Raw genomic sequence first — 23,284 nt, forward strand, 5'->3', positions numbered from 1 at the left:
GTGATTCACCGGTGTTGGCTTATTCCACAAGGCAGTGGCTGTGTTGTTGATGACTATTGACCCTGAAACTCTTTTACGTTCGTTTTGCCGTGTTACCGGAAAAATCCGGCCTTCGCACCACAGACCCTTTTCGGGCCGGCCCTGGCTGGCTCTGGGACTTCACTGTGCTCTGGCGCTCTCGACAAGCGCTTGCTCTGCGGGGACACCTGCGGAAAAAGCGCCGGTTCGTGTAGCAGTCCAGCAAGTGACATCCAGCGATGTCACGACCAGTGTCGTCCTCACAGGCGACATCCAGGCGCGCAAAGTGACCGATCAGGCCTTTCGCGTGTCAGGCAAGCTTGTGCAGAGGTTCGTGGATGTGGGTGATCGGGTGCGGGCCAATCAGGTATTAGCCAGACTGGACCCGCGAGAACAAAAGACCGACCTCGAGTCGGCAAATGCCGAATTGGCAGCCCGGGAATCACGGTTGCGCCTTGCACAAAACAACTATCAGCGTCAGCAGACATTACTGCCCAAAGGCTATACCAATCTCAGTGAATACCAGCAGGCACTCTCCGCTCTGGAGAGTGCCCGCGGGGACCTGGCTTCGTTGAAGGCCCGTCAGGCCAATGCCCGTGATCAGGTCGGTTATACCGAACTGATTGCCGTGGCCGACGGGGTCATTACCGCTCGCCATGCCGAAGAAGGCCAGGTGGTACAGGCCGCCACACCGATTTTCAGCCTGGCTCATGATGGTGAACGTGAAGCCGTGTTCGCCGCTTATGAGTCCTTGCTGAGTTCGGATCAGCCCGGCGGTGCCGTACTGATCAGGACACTGGGCATGCCCGATATCGAAGTGCCCGGCAAGATCCGCGAGATCACCCCCATCGTATCCGCATCCAGCGGCACGTTGCGGGTACGGGTCTCCCTGCCGGACACCTCTGCGACTCTGGCGTTGGGAACCGTCGTCAGCGCACAGCTTCTGACCCGTTCGCAACGGGCATTCACTCTCCCCTGGTCGGCCCTGAGCCGCACCCAAGGGCAACCTGCCGTCTGGCTGCTGGACGACACGTCCCGGGTCAGGCTGGCCAAGGTGCAGGTGATGCGTTACGAGCAAGGACAGGTTGTCATCGCCTCCGGCCTGTCGGATGGCGACAAGGTGATTTCCAAAGGCGCTCAGTTCCTCTATCCCGGACAAAAAGTCGATGTCGCCGAACACACGACCAGCAGTCCTCCAATCTCCGCCGCGTCATCGGAAAACACGCTATGAGTCTGACCGTAAAGACCTGCATACAACTGTGGCTGTTTTGCGTGGTGCTCATGTTTCTCTCGGGCTGTCGCGACAAACCGGTTCGCGAGTTCATCGAGCGGCCTGTGCTGTTCACCGAAATCGTCGACCAGCGCAACGACCTGCACGGGCGTTTCGCAGGCAGCATCCAGCCGCAATACGAAGTGGCATTGGGGTTTCGTGTCGCCGGGCGCATCGCCACCCGGCATGCAGAAACCGGCCAACTGGTGCGCAAGGGTGACCTGCTGGCCACCCTTGAACCCAGCGACCAGCAGAACCGGTTACGCGCACAGCAGGCAGAGCTGAGCAAGGCCCAAGCCTCATGGCAACAGATCCGGGATGAACAGTTGCGCTACCAGCAACTGTTCGAACGAGGCGTGGGTTCGCAGGCGCGTCTGGACCGGTTGAGCAGCGACTTGCGCAGTCAGGAAGCCATTTTGCATCAGGCGAAAATTGCCGCCGAACAGGCCAGCGATCATCTTTCCTACACGCGCCTGCTGGCCGAGTTCGACGGTGTGGTCACCGGCTGGCATGCCGAGGTCGGCCAGGTGATGGTCACCGGTCATTCAGTGGTCAGCCTGGCCCGTCCGCAAAGCCGCGAAGCCGTGGTGGACCTGCCGGTGGAACTGGCAACGAACCTGGATAGCGACATGCAGATCAAGGTGGTTTCCCAGTTGAACGAACAGGTGTTCGTCAGCGCTCAGGTTCGCCAGTTATCCCCGCAGATCGATGCCGCTACCCGTACACAGCGGGTACGCCTGACCCTGCAGCAGATTCCGGACAGTTTCCGCCTGGGCTCGACAGTCAGTGTCGAAATCAGCAGCCATGTGCCTGCTTTCCGCGAACTGCCCGACACCGCCCTGCAGGAGCGCGACGGTCAGGCACAGGTCTGGGTCATCGATCCGCAGACCGCCACCCTGAACCCGCGCACAGTGCAGGTCCTGACGCGCCATGGCTCATCGGTGCGGGTCAGCGGTGAATTGAATGATGGCGACAAGGTCGTGATCGCCGGTGTGAACAGCCTGAGGCCAGGCCAGAAAATCCGTATCGAACGTGAGGTCAGTTTGTGAGAGAGCGCTTCAATCTGTCTGCCTGGGGCCTCAAACACCGCACGCTGGTCTGGTACATGATGTTCGTTTCACTGCTGATGGGAAGCTGGTCGTTCCTCAATCTGGGCCGTGAGGAAGACCCGTCTTTCGCGATCAAGACCATGGTCATCCAGGCCCGCTGGCCGGGCGCGACACTGCCCGACACCTTGCAGCAGGTGACCGACCGCCTGGAAAAGAAACTCGAAGAAATCGACGCGCTGGATTACGTGAAGAGCTACACGCTGGCAGGCGAATCGACGATCTTCGTGTTCCTTAAAAGTGAAACCCGCAGCGCCGATATTCCCGCCGCCTGGTATCAGGTGCGCAAGAAGATCATGGACGTGCGCGGCGAACTGCCCAGCGGCATTCAGGGGCCGGCCTTCAACGACGAATTCGGCGATGTGTTCGGCAGCATCTACGCCTTTACCGCCGACGGCCTGTCATTCCGCCAGTTGCGCGATTATGTCGAGCAGGTCCGGGCTGACATCCGCAGCGTACCGAACCTGGGCAAGATCGAACTGCTGGGTGCTCAGCGCGAAGTCATCTACCTGAACTTCTCCATCCGCAAGCTGGCGGCGCTGGGCATCGATCAGCGTCAGGTATTGCAAAGTCTGCAGGCGCAGAACTCGGTCACACCGGCCGGAGTCATGGAAGCCGGCCCGGAACGTATCGCCGTGCGTACCAGCGGCCAGTTCACCAACGAACAGGACCTGTTGGCAGTGAACCTGCGCTTTGGCGACCGTTTCTTTCGCCTGAGCGATCTGGCCACGGTCGAACGCCGTTATGCAGACCCGCCCTCCTCGCTCTTTCGCTTCAACGGTCAGCCCGCCATCGGCCTTGCAGTGGCGATGAAGCAAGGCGGCAATATCCAGGAATTCGGTAACCGCCTGCAGCAGCGTATCGATGAACTCACCGGCGAACTGCCGTTGGGTATCGATGTGCATCTGGTGTCCAGCCAGGCCGATGTGGTCGACAAGGCCATCGGCGGCTTCACCCGCGCCCTGTTCGAGGCGATCCTGATCGTGCTGGTGGTGAGTTTCATCAGTCTGGGTATTCGCGCAGGCCTGGTGGTGGCCTGTTCGATTCCACTGGTACTGGCGCTGGTGTTTGTCTTCATGGAATACAGCGGCATCACCATGCAGCGTATTTCACTCGGCGCGCTGATCATTGCTCTGGGTCTGCTGGTGGACGATGCGATGATCACCGTGGAGATGATGGTCACCCGGCTTGAAGGTGGAGACTCCCTGCAACAGGCCGCGACCTTTGCCTACACCTCGACCGCCTTTCCGATGCTCACCGGCACGCTGGTGACCGTCGCCGGTTTCGTGCCCATTGGCCTGAACTCCAGTTCGGCGGGTGAATACGTGTTCACCATGTTTGCGGTCATCGCCGTCGCCCTGCTGCTGTCCTGGCTGGTGGCGGTGCTGTTCGCGCCGCTGATCGGCATCTATATCCTGAAAAAACCCGAGGGTCATCAGGCGCACAACAGTGCCTGGATGCGCGCCTTCCAGCGCGTGCTGTTGCAGGCTCTCAAGCACCGCTGGTGGGTGATCGGCATCACGGCCCTGGTCTTTATCGGCTCGCTGTTCGCCGGCAGGCTGCTGCAGAACCAGTTCTTCCCCGACTCCGATCGCCCGGAAATCCTGGTGGATATCTACATGCCGCAGAACGGCTCGATCGAAGGCACCCGCCAGACCATGGACCGCTTCGAGGCCACGCTCAAGGATGATCCGGACATCCTGCGCTGGAGTTCCTATGTGGGCAAAGGCGCGGTGCGTTTCTATCTGCCGCTGGACCAGCAGTTGAATAATCCGTTCTATGGACAACTGGTGATTGTCAGCCGTGGCGGCGAAGGACGTGACCGGCTGATCGAACGCCTGCGTCAGCGCTTTCGCGATGACTTTGTCGGCGTCGGCGGCTATGTCCAGTTGCTGAATATGGGGCCGCCCGTGGGCTGGCCGGTGCAGTATCGGGTCAGCGGCCCGGACATCGAACAGGTTCGCAGCAACGCCATGGCCCTGGCCGCCATTCTGGATGCCAACCCCAATATCGGGCAGGTCATCTATGACTGGAACGAACCGGGCAAGGTGCTCAAGATTCATATCGCTCAGGACAAGGTGCGCCAGTTCGGCCTGTCGTCCGAAGATGTCGCGCAGATTCTCAACAGTCTGGTCACCGGTACCAGCATCACTCAGGTGCGCGATGACACCTACCTGATCGACCTGATAGGCCGTGCCGAAGATCAGGAGCGCAGTTCCCTGCAAACCCTGAGCAGCCTGCAGATCCCGACACCCAACGGCGCCACAGTACCGCTGATGGCATTCGCCACCCTGAGCTACGAACAGGAACAGCCACTGGTCTGGCGTCGTGATCGTCTGCCGACCATCACGCTGAAGGCCAATGTCATCGGCCATCTGCAACCGGCAGCGCTGGTCAAGCAGTTGCAACCGCAGGTCAAGGCATTCACGGATCAATTGCCGGTCCGCTACTCGGTGGCTACAGGCGGTGCGGTAGAAGCCAGCGCCCGCTCACAGGGACCGATCCTGAAAGTGGTGCCCTTGATGCTGCTGTTGGTGGCGAGCTTCCTGATGATCCAGCTGCACAGTGTGAAAAAGCTGCTGCTGGTAGTCAGCGTCGTGCCACTGGGCCTGATCGGTGTAGTCACCGCGCTGCTGCTGACCGGTTACCCGCTGGGCTTTGTGGCCATTCTCGGGATACTGGCGCTGATCGGTATCATCATCCGCAATTCGGTGATTCTGGTGACACAGATCGATGAGTTCATGGCGGCGGGCGAAGATGCCTGGACAGCGGTGGTCATGGCCACCGAACACCGCTGTCGACCGATTCTGTTGACCGCAGCGGCAGCCAGCCTGGGAATGATCCCGATTGCCCGAGAGGTGTTCTGGGGCCCCATGGCCTACGCCATGATCGGCGGTATTGCGATAGCCACCGTATTGACGCTGTTCTTCCTGCCCGCCTTGTACCTGGTCTGTTACCGGATCCAGGCACCCAAAGGCTGATCGCCGGATCAGAGCTCGACAGCAGAAAAATCGAACAACGACTGCGCGGACTCGATCAGCATGCTCTGCTTGATCGGGGCCGGACAGTCGAGGTTGCGGAACTGCTCGACTACCGTGGCGTAGCTGACGTGATGCTCATGCTGGGTATGCGGCCAGTCGCTGCCCCAGACCATGCGCCGCGCACCGAAGGACTGAACCAGCAAAGGCAACGCAGCATTGGCGAAATCCATGTTCTGCTCGTCGCTGCCGCCCAGACGGTAGATGGCAGAAACCTTCATCCAGATCTGCCCGCTCAGGCCCAGCTCCAGCAAGGCCTGAAACGCCGGATCGGCCACGCCGAGACGTGCGTCTGGCCGACCAAAATGATCGACCACGATCTTGCAGCCAAACGGCAGCAGATCACGAATCAGCCCCGGAAGATCGGCCACATGGCGATGCAATTCAATATGCCATCCCAACGCCCAGACGTTCTTGAACAGGTCCCGCCAGCCCGCCTCATTGAAGTCCGGTAAAGGCTTGCCCATCAGATTCAACCTGATGCCGACAACACCCTGATCGGCCATGCGTTGCAACGCCGAACGGCTGACGGTGTTATCCACCACCGCCACACCGCGCAGTTGCTCCGGAGCATGGGCCAGGGCATCCAGCAGGTATTGATTGTCAGTCCCGAGAAAACTGGGCTGCACCAGCACACCATGGCTCAGCCCATGCTCGCGCAAGTGCGCCAGATAGGACTGCAGCGTGGCTTCGTAATCAGGGGTATAGCGTCGCCCCGGAATCAGGCTCAAACCATTGCCGAAGACATGGGCATGAGCATCGATACCGAGAATCGGCGAGGTACAGGGATCAGTCATGGAACTCATCTACAGAATGAGCGCGGTGCCGGGACACCGCGCAGAGAATGGGCCGATCAGGCCTGCTGTGGTGTGCTCTTGTCGGCGGCATCGGTCGGGACACTCGCGCCTTGCAGAGTGCGTCCCCGGGTTTCCGGCAGGCAGAGCGCCGCCACCATCGCCACACCGTAGGCAATCCCGGCATCGATACCGATAGCCGTACCCAGCGACATGGATTCGCTCATGTGCCCGACCAGGAACGGGAAGACAGCCGACAGCACACGACCGAAGTTGTAGCAGAAGCCAACCCCTGCCCCGCGCACATCTGCCGGGTACAGCTCGTTGAAGAACGAACCGAGGCTGGCCGGAATGCCTGCCGCGAAGAAGCCCAGCGGGAAACCGAGGAACAGCATCTGGGTGTTGGTCAGCGGCAGCATCAGATAGCACTGCACGGTAATCACACAGCACAGAGCGAACAGCACGATGTTCTTGCGACGACCGATACGGTCGATCAGCATGCCGCTGGTAATGCAGCCACACCAGAAAGCAAAGATGATCACTGCCAGATAGCCACCGGAACTCAGTACCGAAAGATTGCGTTCGGTCTTGAGAAAGGTCGGCAACCATGTCATGACCGCGTGGTAACCACCATGCGCACCCAGCCCCAACAGACCGCCCAGCAGCGTCACGCGCAGCAGCTCGGGACGGAAAATACCTGCCATGGATTTGAAAAAGTTGCCCGACTCTGCCTTTTCCTTGTGCATGCGCTGATAGCTTTCCGGCTCCTCAACGTTGCGGCGCACCCAGATGATCAGCAAGGCAGGCAGCAGACCGATGCCGAACATCACCCGCCAGGCAATATCCTGCGGCACGAACGAATAGATCAGGGTAAACAGCAGCACCGCCAGGCCCCAGCCCACAGCCCAGGCACTTTGTACGGTACCCATCACTTTGCCGCGGTACTTTGACTGAATGGTCTCGGCCATCAACACCGCACCTGCTGCCCATTCACCACCGATACCAAAGCCCTGCATGGCCTTGACGATCAGCAACTGGTTGAAACCGGTCACGAAGGCCGACAGGAAGGTGAAGAACGAGAACCACAGAATCATAAGTTGCAGCGTGCGGACCCGGCCATAACGGTCGGACAATGTACCGCCCACCCAACCGCCCAGTGCCGATGTGACCAGGGTCACGGCACTGATCATGCCGGCGTCGCCCTTGCTCAAGGCAAAAGCAGCGATCAGCGCCGGAATCGCCAGACCGAACATCTGCACTTCCAGCGCATCCAGCGACCAGCCGCCGAAGCAGGCCCAAAACGTCTTGCGTTCCCGTGGAGTGACTTCGCGATACCAACTGAACATGCGCAATATCCTTATGAAGCGTGCAGTGAATGACGGAATTGGAGGCTTAACGAATTTCTACGCTGTAACGGAAATGGCTGGCATGCCCACGGGAGCGGCGCCATTCCAGCGGCTCGCCGGCGTAATTACGCGCCAGCCGCTCGATCACGACTACCGGGCTGCCGGCCTGAACCTGCAACATGCGGGCATAGACGTCAGTAACGGACTCGGCTGTCAGGGTTTCCTCGGCATATGCCACAACCTGACCGCACAACTGCTCATAGATCGGATAGAGCAAAGGCCCCTGAGCATTCAGATCCACCTCAAGCAAGGCCTGGAACCGGACACGAGGCAGCCAGATTTCTTCGGTCAGCACCGGCTGCGCATCCAGCAGTCTCAGGCGGATCATGCGAATCACCGGGGCATCCGGAAGCAGGCCAAGGGCATGGCTGACTGCCGACGGTGCAGTGACGGGTTCGATAGACAGAATCCGGCTTTCCGGAACCTGCCGGACACCGGACTCGGTCTGGAAACGGAAGAAGCGGAACAACGAGGACTGGAACTGTGCACGTCGAATGAAGGTGCCCCGCCCCTGCTGGCGTTCGAGAATGTTGTCATTGACCAGCATATCGATGGCCTTGCGCACCGTACCGGTGGACAGGCAATACTCGGCAGAAAGCGCGGCCTCGGTAGGGATCGCCTCACCTGGACGCCAGCGATTATTGGCAATCTGCTCGGCCAGACAATCACGCAGGCGTTGGTAGAGCGGCAGGCGTTCATCACTTGAGAGCTTATTCATTCCCTGATTCATCCAGTCATATATATGAATGTGTGCAGTATTGTCTCGTTACAAATGGATCGTCAAGGACTGGAGGCCAAATTGCCATCATTTATTTGGAGAATGCACTCGGCGCTACGGCTTTCGAGGACGGGTTTCACAGGGGATGCGGAGCGCTTGTCGCCCTGCAGCGCCAAGGTGGACCTGGCTCACAGGCAATTGATGTGGACTGGCGAATGCCGAGAGCAATGCAGGAGAGGAAGCCGTGAATCTCATGTCGCCCCGGATAGACAAGGACGTAAAGCCTCACGGACTTCCTTGGTTAGACTATTTTCTTTTACGAGCCGTAAACATCGAGAGCCAAATCAATATTCAACTCCCCCATATTTCTTAGCAAAGAACTGTCGAGGATGTCGCCGGTATTTCCAGACGAATACCACCCTATGAAAAGCTCTGATCTATCCCCGTTATTCTTGACCCATTCAAAAGTGGACTTATATTTCATCAGATCGGCAATCGTCTTTTCCAGAAACTCATGCAGCTCGCCGCTCTGCTTATCTGCCAGCTTGAAAGAGCAGTAATTTCTGTCGTAGACCCCACCCAGTTCTTGTCCGCGGGGGCCTTTTCTTGGCTCACCCATTTTATTCTTCCATTTGGGAGAAAGTCCGAGCTGCTGGCATATCATATCGGGGTCAGTATTCACGCCAAAAAAACGCAAAGAAACTGAAAATTTAAAAGAATTCATCCCCCTCTCCCTCAAGGCAAGTAAGTGCTGATAGGGCCATTATTGACCGCATTACCGTTTGAATCACCCGTTATCACATCTCCATTTGGTGCAACTCCGGTCCAGTCACGCGGCCCAGCCCCAACACCATCTTTGACGCCATGAAGATCGTCCTTGTCAAGGCCAGGTACTTGATCAATCGGTATTGTTCCAGACGGACAGTTTTTAGGTTTTGAGCCAGGCTTTGGTTTGGCATACATAGGCGTTGAACCAGGAATCGTGGCTACAGCGGCCGCGCCCCCCACTAACGCACCCATCCCCCAAAAGCCGGCACCACTGGCAGCTGTTCCTGTTCCTCCCAAGGCTCCAAACCCCAGGAACCAGACTAGTCGACCATCAGGATCGAAATAATTGATCGGGTTCTGATAGGCGTACCCAAACGTGTTCAGCCCACCGCCCAATCCAATCGGATCACTTTGCACATACCGCCCGGTGGCCGGATTGTAATCCCTGTAGTAGTTGTAGTTCAGTTGCGTCTGCGCATCGTGGATCTGCCCTGGAAAGCGCAGCGCCACGCTGGTTGCCACACCGTCACCGTCGACATCTTCCTCTGGCGCGCCGACACCATAGGCATCGCTGTTCCAGCGCCATAGCAAGGCTTGGGTGCTGTCGGTAGCCAGACGCGGTGTATTCAGATGATCAGTGTGCAGGTAGACCAGTTTGCTGCTGCTCACATCTCCAAGTGACGAGAAGCTGGCCGTCAGTTGAGCAATCGGCATGTTGTCCAGCCAGAACCAGTATTGGCCACCGGTTTTCAGGCCGTTTGCATCATAGAAAGTCTGGCCGATGAGTTTGCCGCTCAGGTCATACAGGTAGGCGGTGGTGCCCACAAGTGCCTGGCTGCCCATCTCGTACACCTGCCTGGTGACCCGCTGTCCCAGGGCGTTGTATTTATATTCGGCGATCTTGTAGATGCTGGCCTGATGGACCTGACTCAGACGGCCCTCATTGTCATAAGTCAGACGCAGGCCATTGATCTGCGTGTGATTACCCGCCGCATCTGCTGGCACCGTAGCGCCATTGAGGGTGGTCAGCCGATTGCTGTCACTGGCATAGGCGAGCGTCTGGGTTTCAGTAGCAGCACCTGTGGCGAGATTACTGGTGGTACGGCGGGTGCGATTTCCGGTAGCGTCAAGACTATAAGCTTTTCTGACAGTGCCGTTCTGCTCCTGACTCAGACGACCCAAGGCATCGTATTGGTACTGAACCGCACCCCAAAGGCTGCTGGTCGTCCCATTGATATTGCTGTCTGGATCGTAACGATAGGCGGTTTGCCAGTTACCGACCTGTTGCTGGGTCAGTTGATAGTCCTGATCGTAGGTTTTCGACAGCAGAATACCGTTACCCCAGGTCAGGGACCGGACAGGACCGAATGGCTGATAAGCGATGTTGCTGGCCAGAGTAACGGTCTTGCCTGCCACGACCAGTTGTATACCTGTGACCTGCCCGGCGCTGTTGCGGGTATAGGTCATCCCGATATTGGACGGGTAACCGATCTTCACCAGATTGTTGGCCGTGTCGTAGCCATAACTCAGGGTTTCGGAGTAACTGCCGTTGTTGATGCCCACCGAACGTTGTTGCCCGATCAGATTACCTGCAGCGTCGTAGGTGTAACTCAGGGTTCCGGCGCTGTCCTGAATGCCGGTGCGACGTCCAATTCCGTAATTGCCGCCCGCGGTCTGGTCATACAGAAACCTGATGTTCAGTGCAGGCGTTGCGGGATAGCTTTTGGCAGTCAATCGATTGAGGGCATCGTAGGCATATTGAGTCACGACGCCTCGTGCATCCGTGCTGCGAGTGAGGTTATTGGCCTCATCGTAGACAAAGGCACTGGTCCCGGTGTCCGGGCTGGCGGTCTTGAGCAGGTTGCCTTGCCCGTCATAGACATACTGGGTGGTGACCCCGCGAGGATCGACAACCTGGGTAATCCGGTCATCGGCGTTGTAAGCCAGCGAAGTCGCCCCTTGCAGTGGATCGACAATCTTGATGACCCGGTTCAGCGCGTCGAAAGACTGTTGGGTCTTGTTGCTGCGCGGCGTGGTGTCACTGGACAGGTTATCGTTCAAGTCGTAGCTGTAACGTCGGGTCTGATTGGCCGCCCCGACAACTTGAATCAAACGCCCCAGTTCATCGAAAGAACGGCGCTGCTGGCGAACAACGGTTCCGCTGCCGTTTTTAATGACCCCGGCAGTACGGTTGCCCATTGTATCCAGTGTGTAGGTAACACTCTCACCGAGAATATTACGGACGCCCGTCAAGCGTCGGGCGTTGTCATAACTGTACTCAACCCAATTGCCGTTGCCACCGGTCACTTTAATGACATCGCCTACGGCATTGTACTCGTATCGGGTAGTACTACTGCCGAGAGTCGTGCTTGCCAACAACCCATTCGTTGTATAGGACAGCGTTGTAATAGCGCCATTGGCATCGGTAATTTTCTGTGGGTTGCCTTGCACATCATAATTGGCCAGCGTCGTCACTTGCCCGAGCGCATTTGTTACCGAAGTCAGATTGCCCTGAGCATCGTAGGCAAAGCGGGTTATATCGTTTACATCGGTGCGAGGCCCATTGACTGTTTCCAGTTGGCCCAAGGATGTATAAGTGTAGGTCGTCGAAGCAGCCAGCGCGCTGTCGGACATACTGACGACAGCCAAAACCACCAGAAACGACAGTTTAGAAAATTTGATAACACTCACGAATCAGACTCCATAACAGATACTTTCAGCTCCATGAATTCACACCCGACTGACAACAGAGGTATTGATCAGTCGCCCCTGAGCGTCATAGCTGTAAGTCGTTATGCTGGTAGGCGTAGTGACCTTGACGGGCTTTTGAAAAGTGGCATGCCATTCGGTCAATGTTTCCTTCGACACAGCCGTACCGACTGCAACAACGGTACGTACCATCAGATCCCGGTCGTTGTAATAATATTCGGAGCGGACGCCCATATTATCGATCCAGGCCGACATCCGTCCTTTCTTGTCATACTCGAACTTCGAGTTCGAGTAAGGGCAAGACGGCGTCGGTTCACCGATGATTTCCACTATTCGCCGGCTGAAATAAATCGTCTTGAACTTATAGGTGGTCTGCTTACCCAACTCATTGGTCACAATGGTTGTCAGATCATCTTTATAGCTGAGCTTGCTGGACTCCACGCTTCCTGTATGTTCGCTGGATATGGCACGGTATGAATCGTCATACGTCCATGTTGCAAAACGAACTCCCCGCTCATCCGTTATACCGGTCAAAAGCCAGCTGGCATTGGGAACTTCATAATGGTATTTGCGCGTTAATGTCTTGCCATCCACAATTTTGCTCAAGGACGCAATGCGTGTACCGTCGGCGGCGTAACTGTACGTAATGCTGAGGCCACCCACTTTGGCGCTGGTGAGTTGTGAAAGCACACCCAGGGTCATGACCAGAGTCTGCCCGAAAACATTTCTGACCGTGACGGTATTATTGGCCGAATAGGTCAGCGTCTGGACAAGTCCCTCTGTGTCCTTGATGGAAGTCAGCTTTCCGGCCGAATCAAATGTCATCTGACTGCCGTCGGTTGCCGTGTGCAAATACCCACTGCCACTGGCCGACAGCTTGCCAGTCGCACCGTACAAGGGCTGAAAGCTCTTTCTCATAAATACATGCCGGGTGCCGTCAGCCCGAACATAGGTAATTACAAACTGACCGATGGACAGGTTATCCGAATAGTTATGACGCCACACGCCATCATAGCTGTTATAAACTCGCTTCAAGCTTATTGGCGATACGCCTTTACCGGTGTAATCGATTTCCTCCTGAAACTTGTTTCCCGAAATAAGATTAATCGGGTTGCCCACCATGCCACAAGGTTGCGGCATATCATCATTGCGGGCCTCATCATCTCCTCCACCCCCGACTTCACCGTCCAGAGGTAGAACTATATCGCACCCCATTCCCCAGACTGTCATCGGGGAGCTAGTCAATATGAAAGCCGCCAACACATACGCCCACATATTTCTTGAATCTCGAGAACGCTTTTTCAGAATATCTTCCATGTTCAACCTTGCAATACGACTGTAAAAGCTGCGTTAGCAGATCCATTGACCCATTCCAGATTCACCGGTCTCACTGCCAGATCGCCGTGCTGAAAATCGGAGAAATATTTATCGACCACTGTTTCTGCCCGCAATCGGGGAGCGGCTTCAACTATTGCGCTGTGTGCAATATCACAACATTCGCTGCTGGCCAGCAATCGAGTTCCATAAACATGATTATCACGCAATACGAACACATCAAATCCGGAAGAAAACCGGGAAGCCGTTGCGGCTAAAATACGCTCTGACAGAATCGGAAAGGACACAGCCATATCCACAGAGCCGTCAGAACGTGTCTTTACTCGGGAAGACACCAGAGGCCGGGATTTTTCTCTTAAATAAGAATCCGTCTGAAGCACCAGAAGGTCGACGCCTTCCACTGGGGTAAATGTCGAATCCACAACGTTAATCTTGAGATTAACCTTGGGTAATCCATACTCCCCTGCTGCTACACCCTGCGGAACCCAGCGTTCAAGAAAATGCCTGACCCGCCCGGATAGAGTATTTCCGCCTTTATTCAAGCGATAGATATCAGGTAGAGTTTTTTCACTTGCCACTGCCTTCAAGGGCAAACAAGTACCGGCCAGTAAAAAACCTTTCAATACATGACGCCTGGTACACGCCGAAATCTTGTTTTTAATCATCTTGTCAACTGCTCTTCCGCATGCGCCTCAATATAGACATCACTGGTCGGATAGGCGCAACACAGCAATACAAAGCCTTCGGCTATCTGCTCATCGTCCAGATATGAGCCATTTGACTGATCAACGGATCCACCGATAACTCTTCCAACACACGACGAACAAGAACCCGCACGACAGGAGTACGGCAGGATAATATTGTTTTCTTCGGCCTGATCCAGAATATAAACGTCATCACGGCAGCGGAAAGTGCAACCGTCGATTGTTACGTTATATACCTGCCCACCGCCTCCACCGCCTCCACCCGGCTTTATTGCGGGAGCCGTTACTGGAATACTCGGTAAATTCATAATGCCGCCAGCCATCTTTCTATCCTTAAGTAAAAATGCTGAATAAACACTTACATACCCATCGCTGACCTTGAGCAACGGCCTACATAGAGGTCGCAATCTGTACCGGGACCGATACACATCGACACATCCGAAGGAAGACGTGCGAGCTGGCTTTTTTTTCAAAAAACTCTTTCAAAACAGAAAAATAGATTTAAACAGCCGTTTAAACGCAGTGCTTTCAACACCCGCCCCCAGTTGCGCCTTCGAGCAAAGTGACTGCTTTCAACTATCGTTTTCAGAAATATCTTGTATCAATCCGCCATGCCTACCTAATCTCCGGCAAAGTCGTTAGCCTGCTCTGCATTCTGTCCCGACCTGTCTGATCCGTTCCTTTGCGCGGCTTTCAGTCCATTGTTCAAGCGAGAATATCCATGAATACCTCGATCCACGCCCGGCACGGCGCAATCACCATGACCAGGGGGCTGGTGATGTTGTTTGCCTTCTGCTGTGGCGCCATCGTCGCCAACATCTATTACGCCCAGCCGATCATTGAGCTGATAGCGCCGGACATTGGTCTGTCCAGCACCATGGCCAGCCTGATTGTCTCGTTGACCCAGGTGGGTTACGCGCTGGGGCTGTTCTTTCTGGTGCCGTTGGGCGATCTGCTGGAGAATCGGCGCCTGATGCTGCTGACCACCGGGGTTGCGATTCTCAGTCTGTTGGGTGCCGCATTTGCCGAGCAGCCCAATCTGTTTCTGGTGGTATCGCTGCTGGTGGGTTTCAGTTCGGTTTCAGTGCAGATGCTGATTCCGCTGGCGGCGCATCTGGCACCTGAGGAAACCCGCGGGCGGGTGGTCGGCTCGATCATGGGTGGTCTGTTATTGGGAATTCTGCTGGCTCGCCCGGTTTCGAGTCTGGTCGCCGACCATTTTGGCTGGCGTGCGGTATTTGGCTCGGCGGCGGTGCTGATGGCCGGGATCAGTGTGGTGTTGGCAACCACCATGCCCAAACGCGTGCCGGATCATCGAGCGTCGTATGGCCAGTTGCTGTTTTCCCTGTGGGCTCTGCTGCGCCAGCAGCCGGTACTGCGGCAACGGGCGTTTTATCAAGCCTGCATGTTCGCCACTTTCAGCCTGTTCTGGACAGCCGTACCGCTGGAGCTAGCGCGCAACCATGGTCTGTCGCAAAGCCAGATAGCCTTGTTCGCCCTGATCGGTGCCATCGGCGCAATCGCTGCGCCCATCAGTGGACGCCTGGCCGATGCCGGACATAGCCGGATCGCAACGCTGAGCGCCCTGCTCTTTGGTGCCTTGAGTTTCCTGCCAGGCCTGATTCCGGCTCCCTACAACCTGATCGGTCTTGCCGTGACCGGTGTAGTGCTGGATTTCTGCGTGCAGATGAATCTGGTGGTGGGACAACGTGCTGTCTATGCACTGGATGCCGCCAGCCGAAGCCGGCTCAATGCCTTGTACATGACCAGCATTTTCATTGGCGGCGCCATCGGCTCGTCGGTTGCCAGCGTGCTGTTCGATCATGGGGGCTGGGTGTGGATCAGCGTGGTGGGCACAGCCCTGCCCTTGATTGCACTGCTGGTTTTTTTGAGGGATTCGCAGCGGTAGGCTGCTTCGCGAATGAATTCGCTCCCACCGGGTAGGAGCGAATCGGGCGGCGCTCCGCTCATTCGCGAAGGTCAAGGCTTCTGGAACGTATGCTCCAGCCACCGCTTCAGGTCGGCAACTTCTTCCTGGTTGATGGTATGTCCCATTCCTTCATAGGCATGAAACTCCGGTTTGATGCCTAACCCCTTCAAGGTTTCCTCGGTCCGGGTTGCGCCACTGAAAGGCAACACCGGATCTGCGGTGCCATGGGCAGCGAACACGTTGAATGTCTTGAAGCGCTCCTCGGGCTTGAGGCTGGCTTTCAGTACAGACAGCACCGGCCCGCTCAATGCCGCGATGCCACCGACCCTGTCCGGATCACGTAGCGCCACTTCATAACTCATCACAGAACCCTGACTGAAGCCCACCAGCACGACCTTGTCAGGCTGGGTCCGGTATTTCTGTGTTGCCTGCTTTATGAAAGTTTTCAGCAAGTCCCCGCTGTTTTTCAGGTCCTCGGTCACGCCATCGTAGTTGCCGTCTTCGATCCGGCGATTGAACCATTTGTAGCCACCGGGCCTTACCTCGATGGGTGCCCGCACGGACAGGTAGTTGTAGTCCGGGGACAAGAGATCCTTGAGGCTGAACAGGTCAGCTTCATTGCTGCCGGAACCGTGGATGAAAATCACCAGTGGCTTGTTCGGCACATCGGCACTGGCCTGGGCCAGGTATGTCAGAGACAGATCGGTGTGCAAGGTATTTTCTGCCTGCACCATAGCCGAGAAGGCAAACAGCAAGGCGGCAAGAAACTTCAGCATGTGTCCATATCCTCCAGGGGCACTGCCTGCCAGCGGCAGTGCCGTGAGTGGGCGTCGAGCCTCATGATAGCTGCTTAGTTCTGCATGCCGGTTCGTGAGACTTGCGGTGTGAGCAATTGCATCTGCTGGCGGTAGTCGTCTGTGACCTGACGTGCCTGGCTGTTGCTGGTGATGACCCGCGGGGTAATCAGTACGATCAGCTCGGTGCGGTCCTTGGATTTGCTGGTCGCGCCGAACAGCCAGCGCAGTCCGGGAATACGTCCCAGATAAGGCACCGAACTCACGGTTTCGGCATTGTCCTGCTTGATCAGCCCCCCCAGCAATACGGTCTGACCGCTTTGCGCCGCCACCTGAGTTGCCACCGAGCGGGTGGAGATGCGCGGGTTGCCGTTGTCATCGGTCACACCCGAACTGTCGGCATCGCTGACCTGTTGCTGGATGTCCATGTACACCAGACCGCCCGGATTGATGCGTGGCACCACATCCAGAATCACGCCGGTCTGTACGTATTCGACGCTGCTCAGGGTCGTATCGGAAGTGTTGGTATTGACCGTGGTCTGGCTGATGGGGATGTTGTCACCCACCTGAATCTGCGCCTGCTGGTTGTTCATGACCACCAGCGACGGCGCCGACAGCACCTGAGTTCGGCCATTGGTTTCCAGAGCACGCAGCGCGACTTGCAGATTGCTGCTGACAAAGGAGTAGAACAGCGAATCCGTCGCGCCCAGCCCGGCCCCGCCGGAACCCAGTGCGCCCTGGCTACCTGCGGTATTGGCTACCGTGGTGCTGGTGGAGTTGCCCGCCAGGCGGCCCAGATACCACTGCACCCCCATGTCCAGCTCGCCGGTGAGTTTGACTTCCAGAATCCGGGTTTCGATCTGCACTTGCAGCGGCGGATTATCGAGGCGCTTGATGGCCGATTCGATTTCCTTCCACTGCGCCGGACGCGTGCGGACCAGCAACTGGTTGCTGCTCTTCTGTGCGGTGATCCGGGTGCTGGAGTCAAGGCTCTTGCTGGCGTTCGAGCCTTGGGCGCTGTCAGCGGAATCGCTGTCGCTGCCCTGATATTCTTCCTGAGCCTCACTGTCGTCGGCATTCTGGTTATTCATGCCGCTATTGTTGTTCATGCCACGGTTGTTGCCGAACCCGCCACTGTTGCCCAGACCGCCGGAACTGCTGTTGAAGCCAGAGCCGGAGCCAAAGCCACCACTGGAGTTGGGCGACGACAGCGTGGCCGTGCGCAGACCCGGCGCGACCCGGGCCGGGGAGTCATCCTTGATGGCGGCGGTGCCGTAGATCTGGCGCAAGTATTTGGCCAGGTCGGTAGCCTTCATGTTGCGCACGTCGTAAACGTACATCTGTGGCTCGTTGCCGCCACCTTCGTCGATGGTGTGAATCCACTGGCCCACTTCATTCAGGTATTCGGGCTGAGAGGAGATCGCCACCACCGAGTTGGTCCGCTCGATGGGCAAAAAGCGCACCATGCCTGCCAGCGGCATGCCGCTTTTGGGGCCGAATATCTTTTGCAGCTCAGGCATCAGTTCGCTGACAGAAGCACGCTGCAGACCGAAAACACCCACCGACATGCCTTTGAGCCAGTCGACGTCGAAGGTGTCGATGGTGTCCTGATAGTTGGCCAGTTCATCGGGCGTGCCCGCCATGCTCAGGACATTACGGGCCGGATCGACCAGCAGGAAGGCATTTTCCCGGGCAAAGGGTTTGAGCAGCTTCTGCATTTCAGTGGCGGAGATGTAGCGCAGCGGGAACAGCCGCGCCGACAGGCCGGCACCGGGTTGCGCCACCGGCATTTCCGGCACCAGCTTGCCCGCCACAGCCTGGCTGGACGGCAGGATCACATAGCGGTCGCCCTGACGAATCATCGCGTTGTCGGTCCAGGACAACAACGTTTCCAGAATCGACAGCGCCTGCTGCTTGTTCACCGGTTTGGAGGTGGAGAAGCTCACATCGCCTTTCACGCCCTGGGCAATGCTGTAGTTCTCATGCAGCAGGTCGCCCATGATGCTGTTGATCACCGCCTGGATCGGCTGGTTGGTGAAGTTGAACACGATATCGCCGGTCTCGGCCTGGGCGGCAGTCGAAGCCGAAGGCGTACGGACAAACCGTTGATTGCCTTTGATGATCTGTCGTTGCGGCGAAATCGCCGAGGGCTGTGGCTGGGCGTCGACAGGAGCGTGCTCGGTGCGAGGATCGACCGGAGGACGTTGGGAACCCGTGCCTTGCAGTGCTTCCTGCAGCATGCCGTTGTCGGGGTCAAGAGAGTCCGGCGTGGTCGCGCAGCCGCCGAGAGCGACGGCTGTGGCCAGACAAAGCAGGGGTGTGCGCAAGGTAGCGATGGCAGGAACTCCAGAAAAGGTACCCATCACGGGGCTGAATCGTTGGTTAAGGTAATAGGGGGCGTATTCGATGGTGGCGGCAGACGCGGCGCGGGCAGGCGCAAGACTTGCGTGCGACCATCGAGACTGAATGTGGCTTGCATGGGCTCGACACTGTCCAGCGTCCAGCCATTGGCCAGACGCTGGCCCTGTCTGATTTTCAAGGCCGGACCATCCGCCTGCCGGAGCAGCGCGACCCGCAGGGAGCCGTCGATGATGACGCCGCTCAGGGTCATGCCCGACAGGCTTGTGGCCTGCACATTGGCTTGCTCCACAGCACGATCCGGGCTGCGGTCCGTGCTGAACAGCGGGGTTTTCCAGGTATTGGACAGGCTGTCCAGCGTCGCTTCGGGGGCACGCTGGGCCTGCGTCGAATGGTTGACCGGGTTGCGCGGAGCCTTTTCGGGCAGCCAGTCCGGCGAGTGAACGGCCCCACTGAACACCAGAGCAATCAGCGCCGCCAGCAACGTGGCCAGCCCCAGCAGAGCCCATTCGACAGGACGCAATGCACTGATCATTGCTCGCCCTCCCCGGCCGAAGCCGGTTGCAGGTAACCGCGCACCAATAGATGCACTACCAGCTTGCCCGCTCCGCCGGTTTCCGGAGCATTGGCATTGCGACGAATGCTCATTTCATCGACGAACAGAAACGGACGCTGATATTCCAGCGCATGCAGGATGGCCGTAAGCGGCTCAATGGCGCAGTTCAGCGTCAGGCTGACCTTGACCTGGCGATAAGGCTCGGCACTGTCCTGCTCGGGGGTGATCGGCATGCGCTGGGTCAAGGCACAGCCACCGCCGGTTGTGGCGTGGCTGTTGATAAGGTCGGCAATGCGCTGCATCAGATCGGCGGCCACGGCACTGGGGTCCTGCCCCGGCAACAGGCTGGTACTGCTGGCCGGATCGTTACGGGCCTGTTCCAGTTGCTGGCGCAGGGAGTCGCCCTGTTGCAGCAAACCGGCATAGCGCTGTTGCTGTTCGCGCAACTGCTCGGTCTGTTCATTGATCTCGCGTAGCGGGCCGGCGAACCAACTGTCGATCAACAGCCAATAGGCCAGATAAAGTACCAGCGCCAGAACGATCAGGGCCGCGCCCCGACGTTCACGGCTTGTCAGTGGACGGCGCATCGGCGTTCTCCTGATGCAGATGGGCACGCAGGGAATACTGATCCTTGCCGGTCCGGGTATCGGGCTGGATCACGCCCTGAAATTGCGCGTTATCCAGACTGTGACAATTCTTGGCCCGGGCAATCAGGGCACTGGCCTTGGCGCTCTGGCCGGAAAAGGAGATTTCGGCGCTGTCACTGATTTCCAGACTTTCGATCCAGGTGTCCTCAGGCAGACAGGAGGTCAATTCGCTGAGCAACGCCGACAAGGGTATTTGAGCCGCCTTGCGCCGTATCAGGTAGTTGGCCGCGCCACGGGTATTGGTCAATTGCTGGCGCAGCTTCTGGACTTCGGCGACCTGGGCCTTTTGCGCCTGTACGCTGGCCTGCATTTCTTCCAGCAAACGCTGACGGTCGTTGAGCCAGAGCAGCATCAGGCCAAGCAGCAAGGCACCACAGGCCCACAGCAACCAGCGCTGCACGCGATGGCCGGAGCGAGCCTGACTGGAGCGCAAAGGTGTCGGCAGCAGATCGATACCCATCCGTTGTGCGCCGGCCCCCACATCCACGGCATCTGGTTGCAGGCCCCGGGCAGCGCATTCGGCAAGAATGTGATCCAGGCGCTCGCGCAGAATGGCCACCAGCGTGACCTGAATGAAGCTGGCACTGCGGCTTTCCTGCCGGGCGACAAAATACAGTTGTCCGGCATCGAACGGGGTAAAGCGGTCCAGTTCGTACCCCACCACCGTGGATAGATTACGGGCCGCCGCCGAGGGCAACTGCAGGGTCTGCACCAGCACATCGGTTGGCGACAGCAGCAGGATCCGGCGCGTATCGGCTGACGCTTTGGGCAAGTGCGATGGCAACGGCCATGGATAGACCTGCTCGACGGTTTCATGAACCAGCCATTTGCGCACACGAACCGGCAGGCAAGCCTGTAGCTCCGCCAGCCATAACTGCCAGCCACGCTGTGCCAGACTTCCACGCCACTGCTGGGCAACCCGGTCGCGTAATGCGAAGACAGGTGCCAGACGTGCTGATAATGAATTCATTCTTGCCAACGCAGCACCTTGTAAGGCTGTGCGTTTTCCCCCGCTGGACTCAATAGAACCGTGATCTGTAAATGGGCGGACGTACCACCCGGTCGTTGTGCCTGGCTGTCGATGAACAGAACCTCGCCGGGATCGGCCCCGACTGCACTCTGGTTCGGCAGATTCAGACTGCGGCGTATCAAAGCTGTTGCAAATGCCGGATCGGGCCGCTCCAGGCCGCTCCAAAGCGTGACTTCCGGCACCAGGCACACATATAGCGCCTGACTCATGCCCGGCAATTGACGAATCTCTTCGATTACCCGCAACGGCGGTTGCCCTCCGTTGCGTTGCGTCTCCAGAAACTGCGCAATGCCGCCTGCCTGATTTTTCGCAGCACCACAGGCCTGCAAGACTCTGGAAATATCCGCAACCGGCGCACTGTTGAGGTCCAGCTTGCCCAACTCGCTGCGCACACTGACGAGCAATTGAGTGTCATCGAACTTCAAGGCAACCGGACGTCCATCCGCTATCCAGGCCTTGCGCTGCGCCGGGTCGAGCAGGCCTTGTATCGCCATATTCATGCCCGCTTCGGCCGCCAGAATCGCCTGGATGTTCTGCCGCAGCCAAAGTGCCTGGCGACTTTCCAGTTGCACCCAACCGGCCAGCCCGCCGAGCAGCAGGCTCAGCAAAGCCAGTACCCAGAGCACCACCAATAGCGCAACACCCTGCTGATGCGGGTAAAAACGCTTCATTGGCCACCCGCTCCACCGGACAGGTCCAGACGCAAGGCAACCACTTCACTGACCCAGGCCACCGGCCCGTTCAGTTTCATATCGATACGCACGGCACTGGGCAGACGGCTTGGCCATGGCCACTCGGCCAGCCACCCGGTCGGCTTGCCCTTGGGCGAGAAACCGCGGTAACTGAACGTCAGCGCCTGCACATTACTCAGCAGAACCTGAGGCTCGCCCCATGGCTGCACGGTCGTGCCGCCCGTGCCGGACCTGATCTGCTCGAACGCCACTTGCAGGTCGCGCTGCCCTTCAGGCCCGCTCAATTGCAAGGTATGACGCTGAATACCCCCACCCAGTTCACCAGGCAGGGTCGCAACGAACTGCAATTGCTGGGCCGAACCCTCGAAAAACCCGTTACTGACGCTATCGTCCTCGGAAGTGTCCAGCGGCAATGCCTGACCAATCGAACTGCGCAGAAATGCCTGTGTCGCCCGCACCTGGTCAAGGCTGACGGTGTAACGCTCGGCCTTCAATACCGCGCGATTGGCCCCCAGCAAGGCACCTGCAATCAGCACCAGCAAGATACCCAGAAGACTGAGCACCAGCATGATTTCCAGCAGCGTGAAACCACGCTGAGAGGTTTTCAAAATCCCGCTCCGACTGACACACCGCGCAGTTTCAAAGTGCTGAACTGCGCACGACGCTGATTTTCCTGAAGCGTCAGATCAAGACGAAACAAACGTGTCTGGGTACCCCGCCCCGGCATCTGACGAATACTCAGGGTCCAGTCGATACCGGCCAATGCCCCCTGTCGCGTGCCGTTTTCCAGCGGCCCGGCGCTTTCCTGATCCAGAATCGTGCGCGCAGCATGGCTCAACCGGTCACTGTGGGACACCTGCTGCAATGAACGGGCACTCTGCCCGAACGCCACCAGCAACACACTGCTGCACAGCGCCATGACCGTCAGGGCCGCCAGCATTTCCAGCAGCGTAAAACCTGACTGCGAGGTGTTCATCAAAGGGTTCGGACCTGAACGCTGCCGGTCAGCCAGCCGATATCGATCCGCCAGCGACGATCACCATTGACCAGTGTGAGGTTACCGCCACTGGAACCGCCATCAGGGTAAAACTCCACCGAAGATCCCAGATCGGCCGCCGTCTGCATCTTCACTTGCAAGTGTTCCGGCCAGTGCTGCAGACGCTTGCCGGGAGCCTTGAATGTCATCTTGCGCAGGTCGAACACTGTGCGGGCCGGCTGCCCGGTGACAATCGCCCGGACCCGTGTAGCACGCAGCGCTTCGACCATGTCGCCCACGGCACGGCGCTCGCTGGCAGCACTCAGACCCTGTTGCAAACCGAAACCCACCAGACCTACGGCGATGCTCATCAATACCAGCACCACCAGCATTTCCATCAGGGTGAAGCCCCGGTTCGCGACAGGAGAACTCATG

Annotated in this window: 21 protein-coding genes; 4 read left to right on the forward strand and 17 right to left on the reverse strand. The window is 57.9% G+C overall.

The window, feature by feature from the left end; translation table 11 throughout:
* Positions 1-49: 49 nt before the first annotated feature.
* Genes JSY17_RS23515 through JSY17_RS23525 form a run of 3 tightly spaced genes read left to right on the forward strand, consistent with a single transcriptional unit; the run spans position 50 to position 5,375 of the window.
* On the forward strand, positions 50-1,249 hold the full coding sequence (locus JSY17_RS23515; protein ID WP_200998094.1) for an efflux RND transporter periplasmic adaptor subunit: 1,200 nt from the start codon (positions 50-52) through the stop codon (positions 1,247-1,249).
* Entirely contained in the window at positions 1,246-2,337 is a 1,092-nt protein-coding gene (locus JSY17_RS23520; RefSeq protein WP_200977695.1) for an efflux RND transporter periplasmic adaptor subunit, read from the forward strand. Before JSY17_RS23515 ends, JSY17_RS23520 begins: the two co-directional genes overlap by 4 nt.
* Positions 2,334-5,375, forward strand: a complete 3,042-nt coding sequence (locus JSY17_RS23525; protein ID WP_206403150.1) for an efflux RND transporter permease subunit — start codon at positions 2,334-2,336, stop codon at positions 5,373-5,375. Before JSY17_RS23520 ends, JSY17_RS23525 begins: the two co-directional genes overlap by 4 nt.
* Positions 5,376-5,383: 8 nt before the next feature.
* On the opposite strand, the gene JSY17_RS23530 is transcribed toward JSY17_RS23525, so the two are convergent.
* The 8 genes from JSY17_RS23530 to JSY17_RS23565 form a co-directional block, all read right to left on the reverse strand.
* On the reverse strand, positions 5,384-6,229 hold the full coding sequence (locus JSY17_RS23530) for an amidohydrolase family protein (RefSeq protein ID WP_206403152.1): 846 nt from the start codon (positions 6,227-6,229) through the stop codon (positions 5,384-5,386).
* Between the two features lie 56 nt (positions 6,230-6,285).
* Positions 6,286-7,578 carry an MFS transporter gene (locus tag JSY17_RS23535; RefSeq protein WP_259638985.1) on the reverse strand — a complete coding sequence of 431 codons (1,293 nt, stop codon included), beginning with the start codon at positions 7,576-7,578 and terminating at the stop codon, positions 6,286-6,288.
* Positions 7,579-7,618: 40 nt separating this feature from the next.
* Positions 7,619-8,350, reverse strand: a complete 732-nt coding sequence (locus JSY17_RS23540) for a GntR family transcriptional regulator (protein ID WP_206403154.1) — start codon at positions 8,348-8,350, stop codon at positions 7,619-7,621.
* A 316-nt stretch (positions 8,351-8,666) separates the two neighbouring features.
* Positions 8,667-9,074, reverse strand: coding sequence for a DUF4279 domain-containing protein (locus tag JSY17_RS23545; protein WP_122370866.1), 408 nt, complete (start codon positions 9,072-9,074; stop codon positions 8,667-8,669).
* Between the two features lie 11 nt (positions 9,075-9,085).
* Positions 9,086-11,752 (reverse strand): RHS repeat domain-containing protein, encoded by a 2,667-nt coding sequence (locus JSY17_RS23550; protein ID WP_206403165.1) that lies wholly within the window; start codon positions 11,750-11,752, stop codon positions 9,086-9,088.
* 96 nt (positions 11,753-11,848) lie between these two features.
* Positions 11,849-13,144 (reverse strand): DUF6531 domain-containing protein, encoded by a 1,296-nt coding sequence (locus JSY17_RS23555; RefSeq protein WP_206403156.1) that lies wholly within the window; start codon positions 13,142-13,144, stop codon positions 11,849-11,851.
* Between the two features lie 2 nt (positions 13,145-13,146).
* Positions 13,147-13,827, reverse strand: coding sequence for a hypothetical protein (locus JSY17_RS23560; protein ID WP_206403158.1), 681 nt, complete (start codon positions 13,825-13,827; stop codon positions 13,147-13,149).
* Positions 13,824-14,189 (reverse strand): 2Fe-2S iron-sulfur cluster-binding protein, encoded by a 366-nt coding sequence (locus JSY17_RS23565; protein ID WP_232849616.1) that lies wholly within the window; start codon positions 14,187-14,189, stop codon positions 13,824-13,826. The genes JSY17_RS23560 and JSY17_RS23565 overlap by 4 nt, the downstream gene beginning before the upstream one ends.
* Positions 14,190-14,626: 437 nt before the next feature.
* Between JSY17_RS23565 and JSY17_RS23570 the strand changes: the two genes are divergently transcribed.
* Complete coding sequence (locus JSY17_RS23570) at positions 14,627-15,775, forward strand: MFS transporter (protein ID WP_206403166.1); 1,149 nt, start codon at positions 14,627-14,629, stop codon at positions 15,773-15,775.
* Between the two features lie 71 nt (positions 15,776-15,846).
* Here JSY17_RS23570 and JSY17_RS23575 read toward each other — a convergent pair whose 3' ends face one another.
* The 9 genes from JSY17_RS23575 to JSY17_RS23615 form a co-directional block, all read right to left on the reverse strand.
* The gene (locus JSY17_RS23575; protein WP_206403160.1) at positions 15,847-16,572 is read right to left on the reverse strand and encodes an alpha/beta hydrolase; all 726 of its coding nucleotides are present in this window, start codon (positions 16,570-16,572) and stop codon (positions 15,847-15,849) included.
* A 74-nt stretch (positions 16,573-16,646) separates the two neighbouring features.
* The gene (gspD, locus tag JSY17_RS23580) at positions 16,647-18,953 is read right to left on the reverse strand and encodes a type II secretion system secretin GspD (protein ID WP_206403167.1); all 2,307 of its coding nucleotides are present in this window, start codon (positions 18,951-18,953) and stop codon (positions 16,647-16,649) included.
* The gene (locus tag JSY17_RS23585; RefSeq protein ID WP_117183502.1) at positions 18,953-19,483 is read right to left on the reverse strand and encodes a general secretion pathway protein GspN; all 531 of its coding nucleotides are present in this window, start codon (positions 19,481-19,483) and stop codon (positions 18,953-18,955) included. Before JSY17_RS23585 ends, gspD begins: the two co-directional genes overlap by 1 nt.
* A complete protein-coding gene (gene gspM, locus JSY17_RS23590; protein WP_117183503.1) occupies positions 19,480-20,091 on the reverse strand; it encodes a type II secretion system protein GspM in 612 nt (203 codons plus the stop codon). The genes JSY17_RS23585 and gspM overlap by 4 nt, the downstream gene beginning before the upstream one ends.
* On the reverse strand, positions 20,066-21,121 hold the full coding sequence (locus JSY17_RS23595; protein ID WP_206403161.1) for a PilN domain-containing protein: 1,056 nt from the start codon (positions 21,119-21,121) through the stop codon (positions 20,066-20,068). The genes gspM and JSY17_RS23595 overlap by 26 nt, the downstream gene beginning before the upstream one ends.
* Positions 21,118-21,852 carry a general secretion pathway protein GspK gene (locus tag JSY17_RS23600; RefSeq protein ID WP_206403162.1) on the reverse strand — a complete coding sequence of 245 codons (735 nt, stop codon included), beginning with the start codon at positions 21,850-21,852 and terminating at the stop codon, positions 21,118-21,120. The genes JSY17_RS23595 and JSY17_RS23600 overlap by 4 nt, the downstream gene beginning before the upstream one ends.
* Positions 21,849-22,481, reverse strand: coding sequence for a prepilin-type N-terminal cleavage/methylation domain-containing protein (locus JSY17_RS23605; RefSeq protein ID WP_117165032.1), 633 nt, complete (start codon positions 22,479-22,481; stop codon positions 21,849-21,851). The genes JSY17_RS23600 and JSY17_RS23605 overlap by 4 nt, the downstream gene beginning before the upstream one ends.
* Positions 22,478-22,849, reverse strand: coding sequence for a type II secretion system protein (locus tag JSY17_RS23610; protein ID WP_117183507.1), 372 nt, complete (start codon positions 22,847-22,849; stop codon positions 22,478-22,480). The genes JSY17_RS23605 and JSY17_RS23610 overlap by 4 nt, the downstream gene beginning before the upstream one ends.
* Complete coding sequence (locus tag JSY17_RS23615) at positions 22,849-23,283, reverse strand: GspH/FimT family pseudopilin (RefSeq protein WP_117165034.1); 435 nt, start codon at positions 23,281-23,283, stop codon at positions 22,849-22,851. The genes JSY17_RS23610 and JSY17_RS23615 overlap by 1 nt, the downstream gene beginning before the upstream one ends.
* Position 23,284: the final 1 nt, after the last annotated feature.

This window comes from Pseudomonas capsici (assembly GCF_017165765.1).
GTDB classification, from domain to species: Bacteria; Pseudomonadota; Gammaproteobacteria; order Pseudomonadales; family Pseudomonadaceae; genus Aquipseudomonas; species Aquipseudomonas capsici.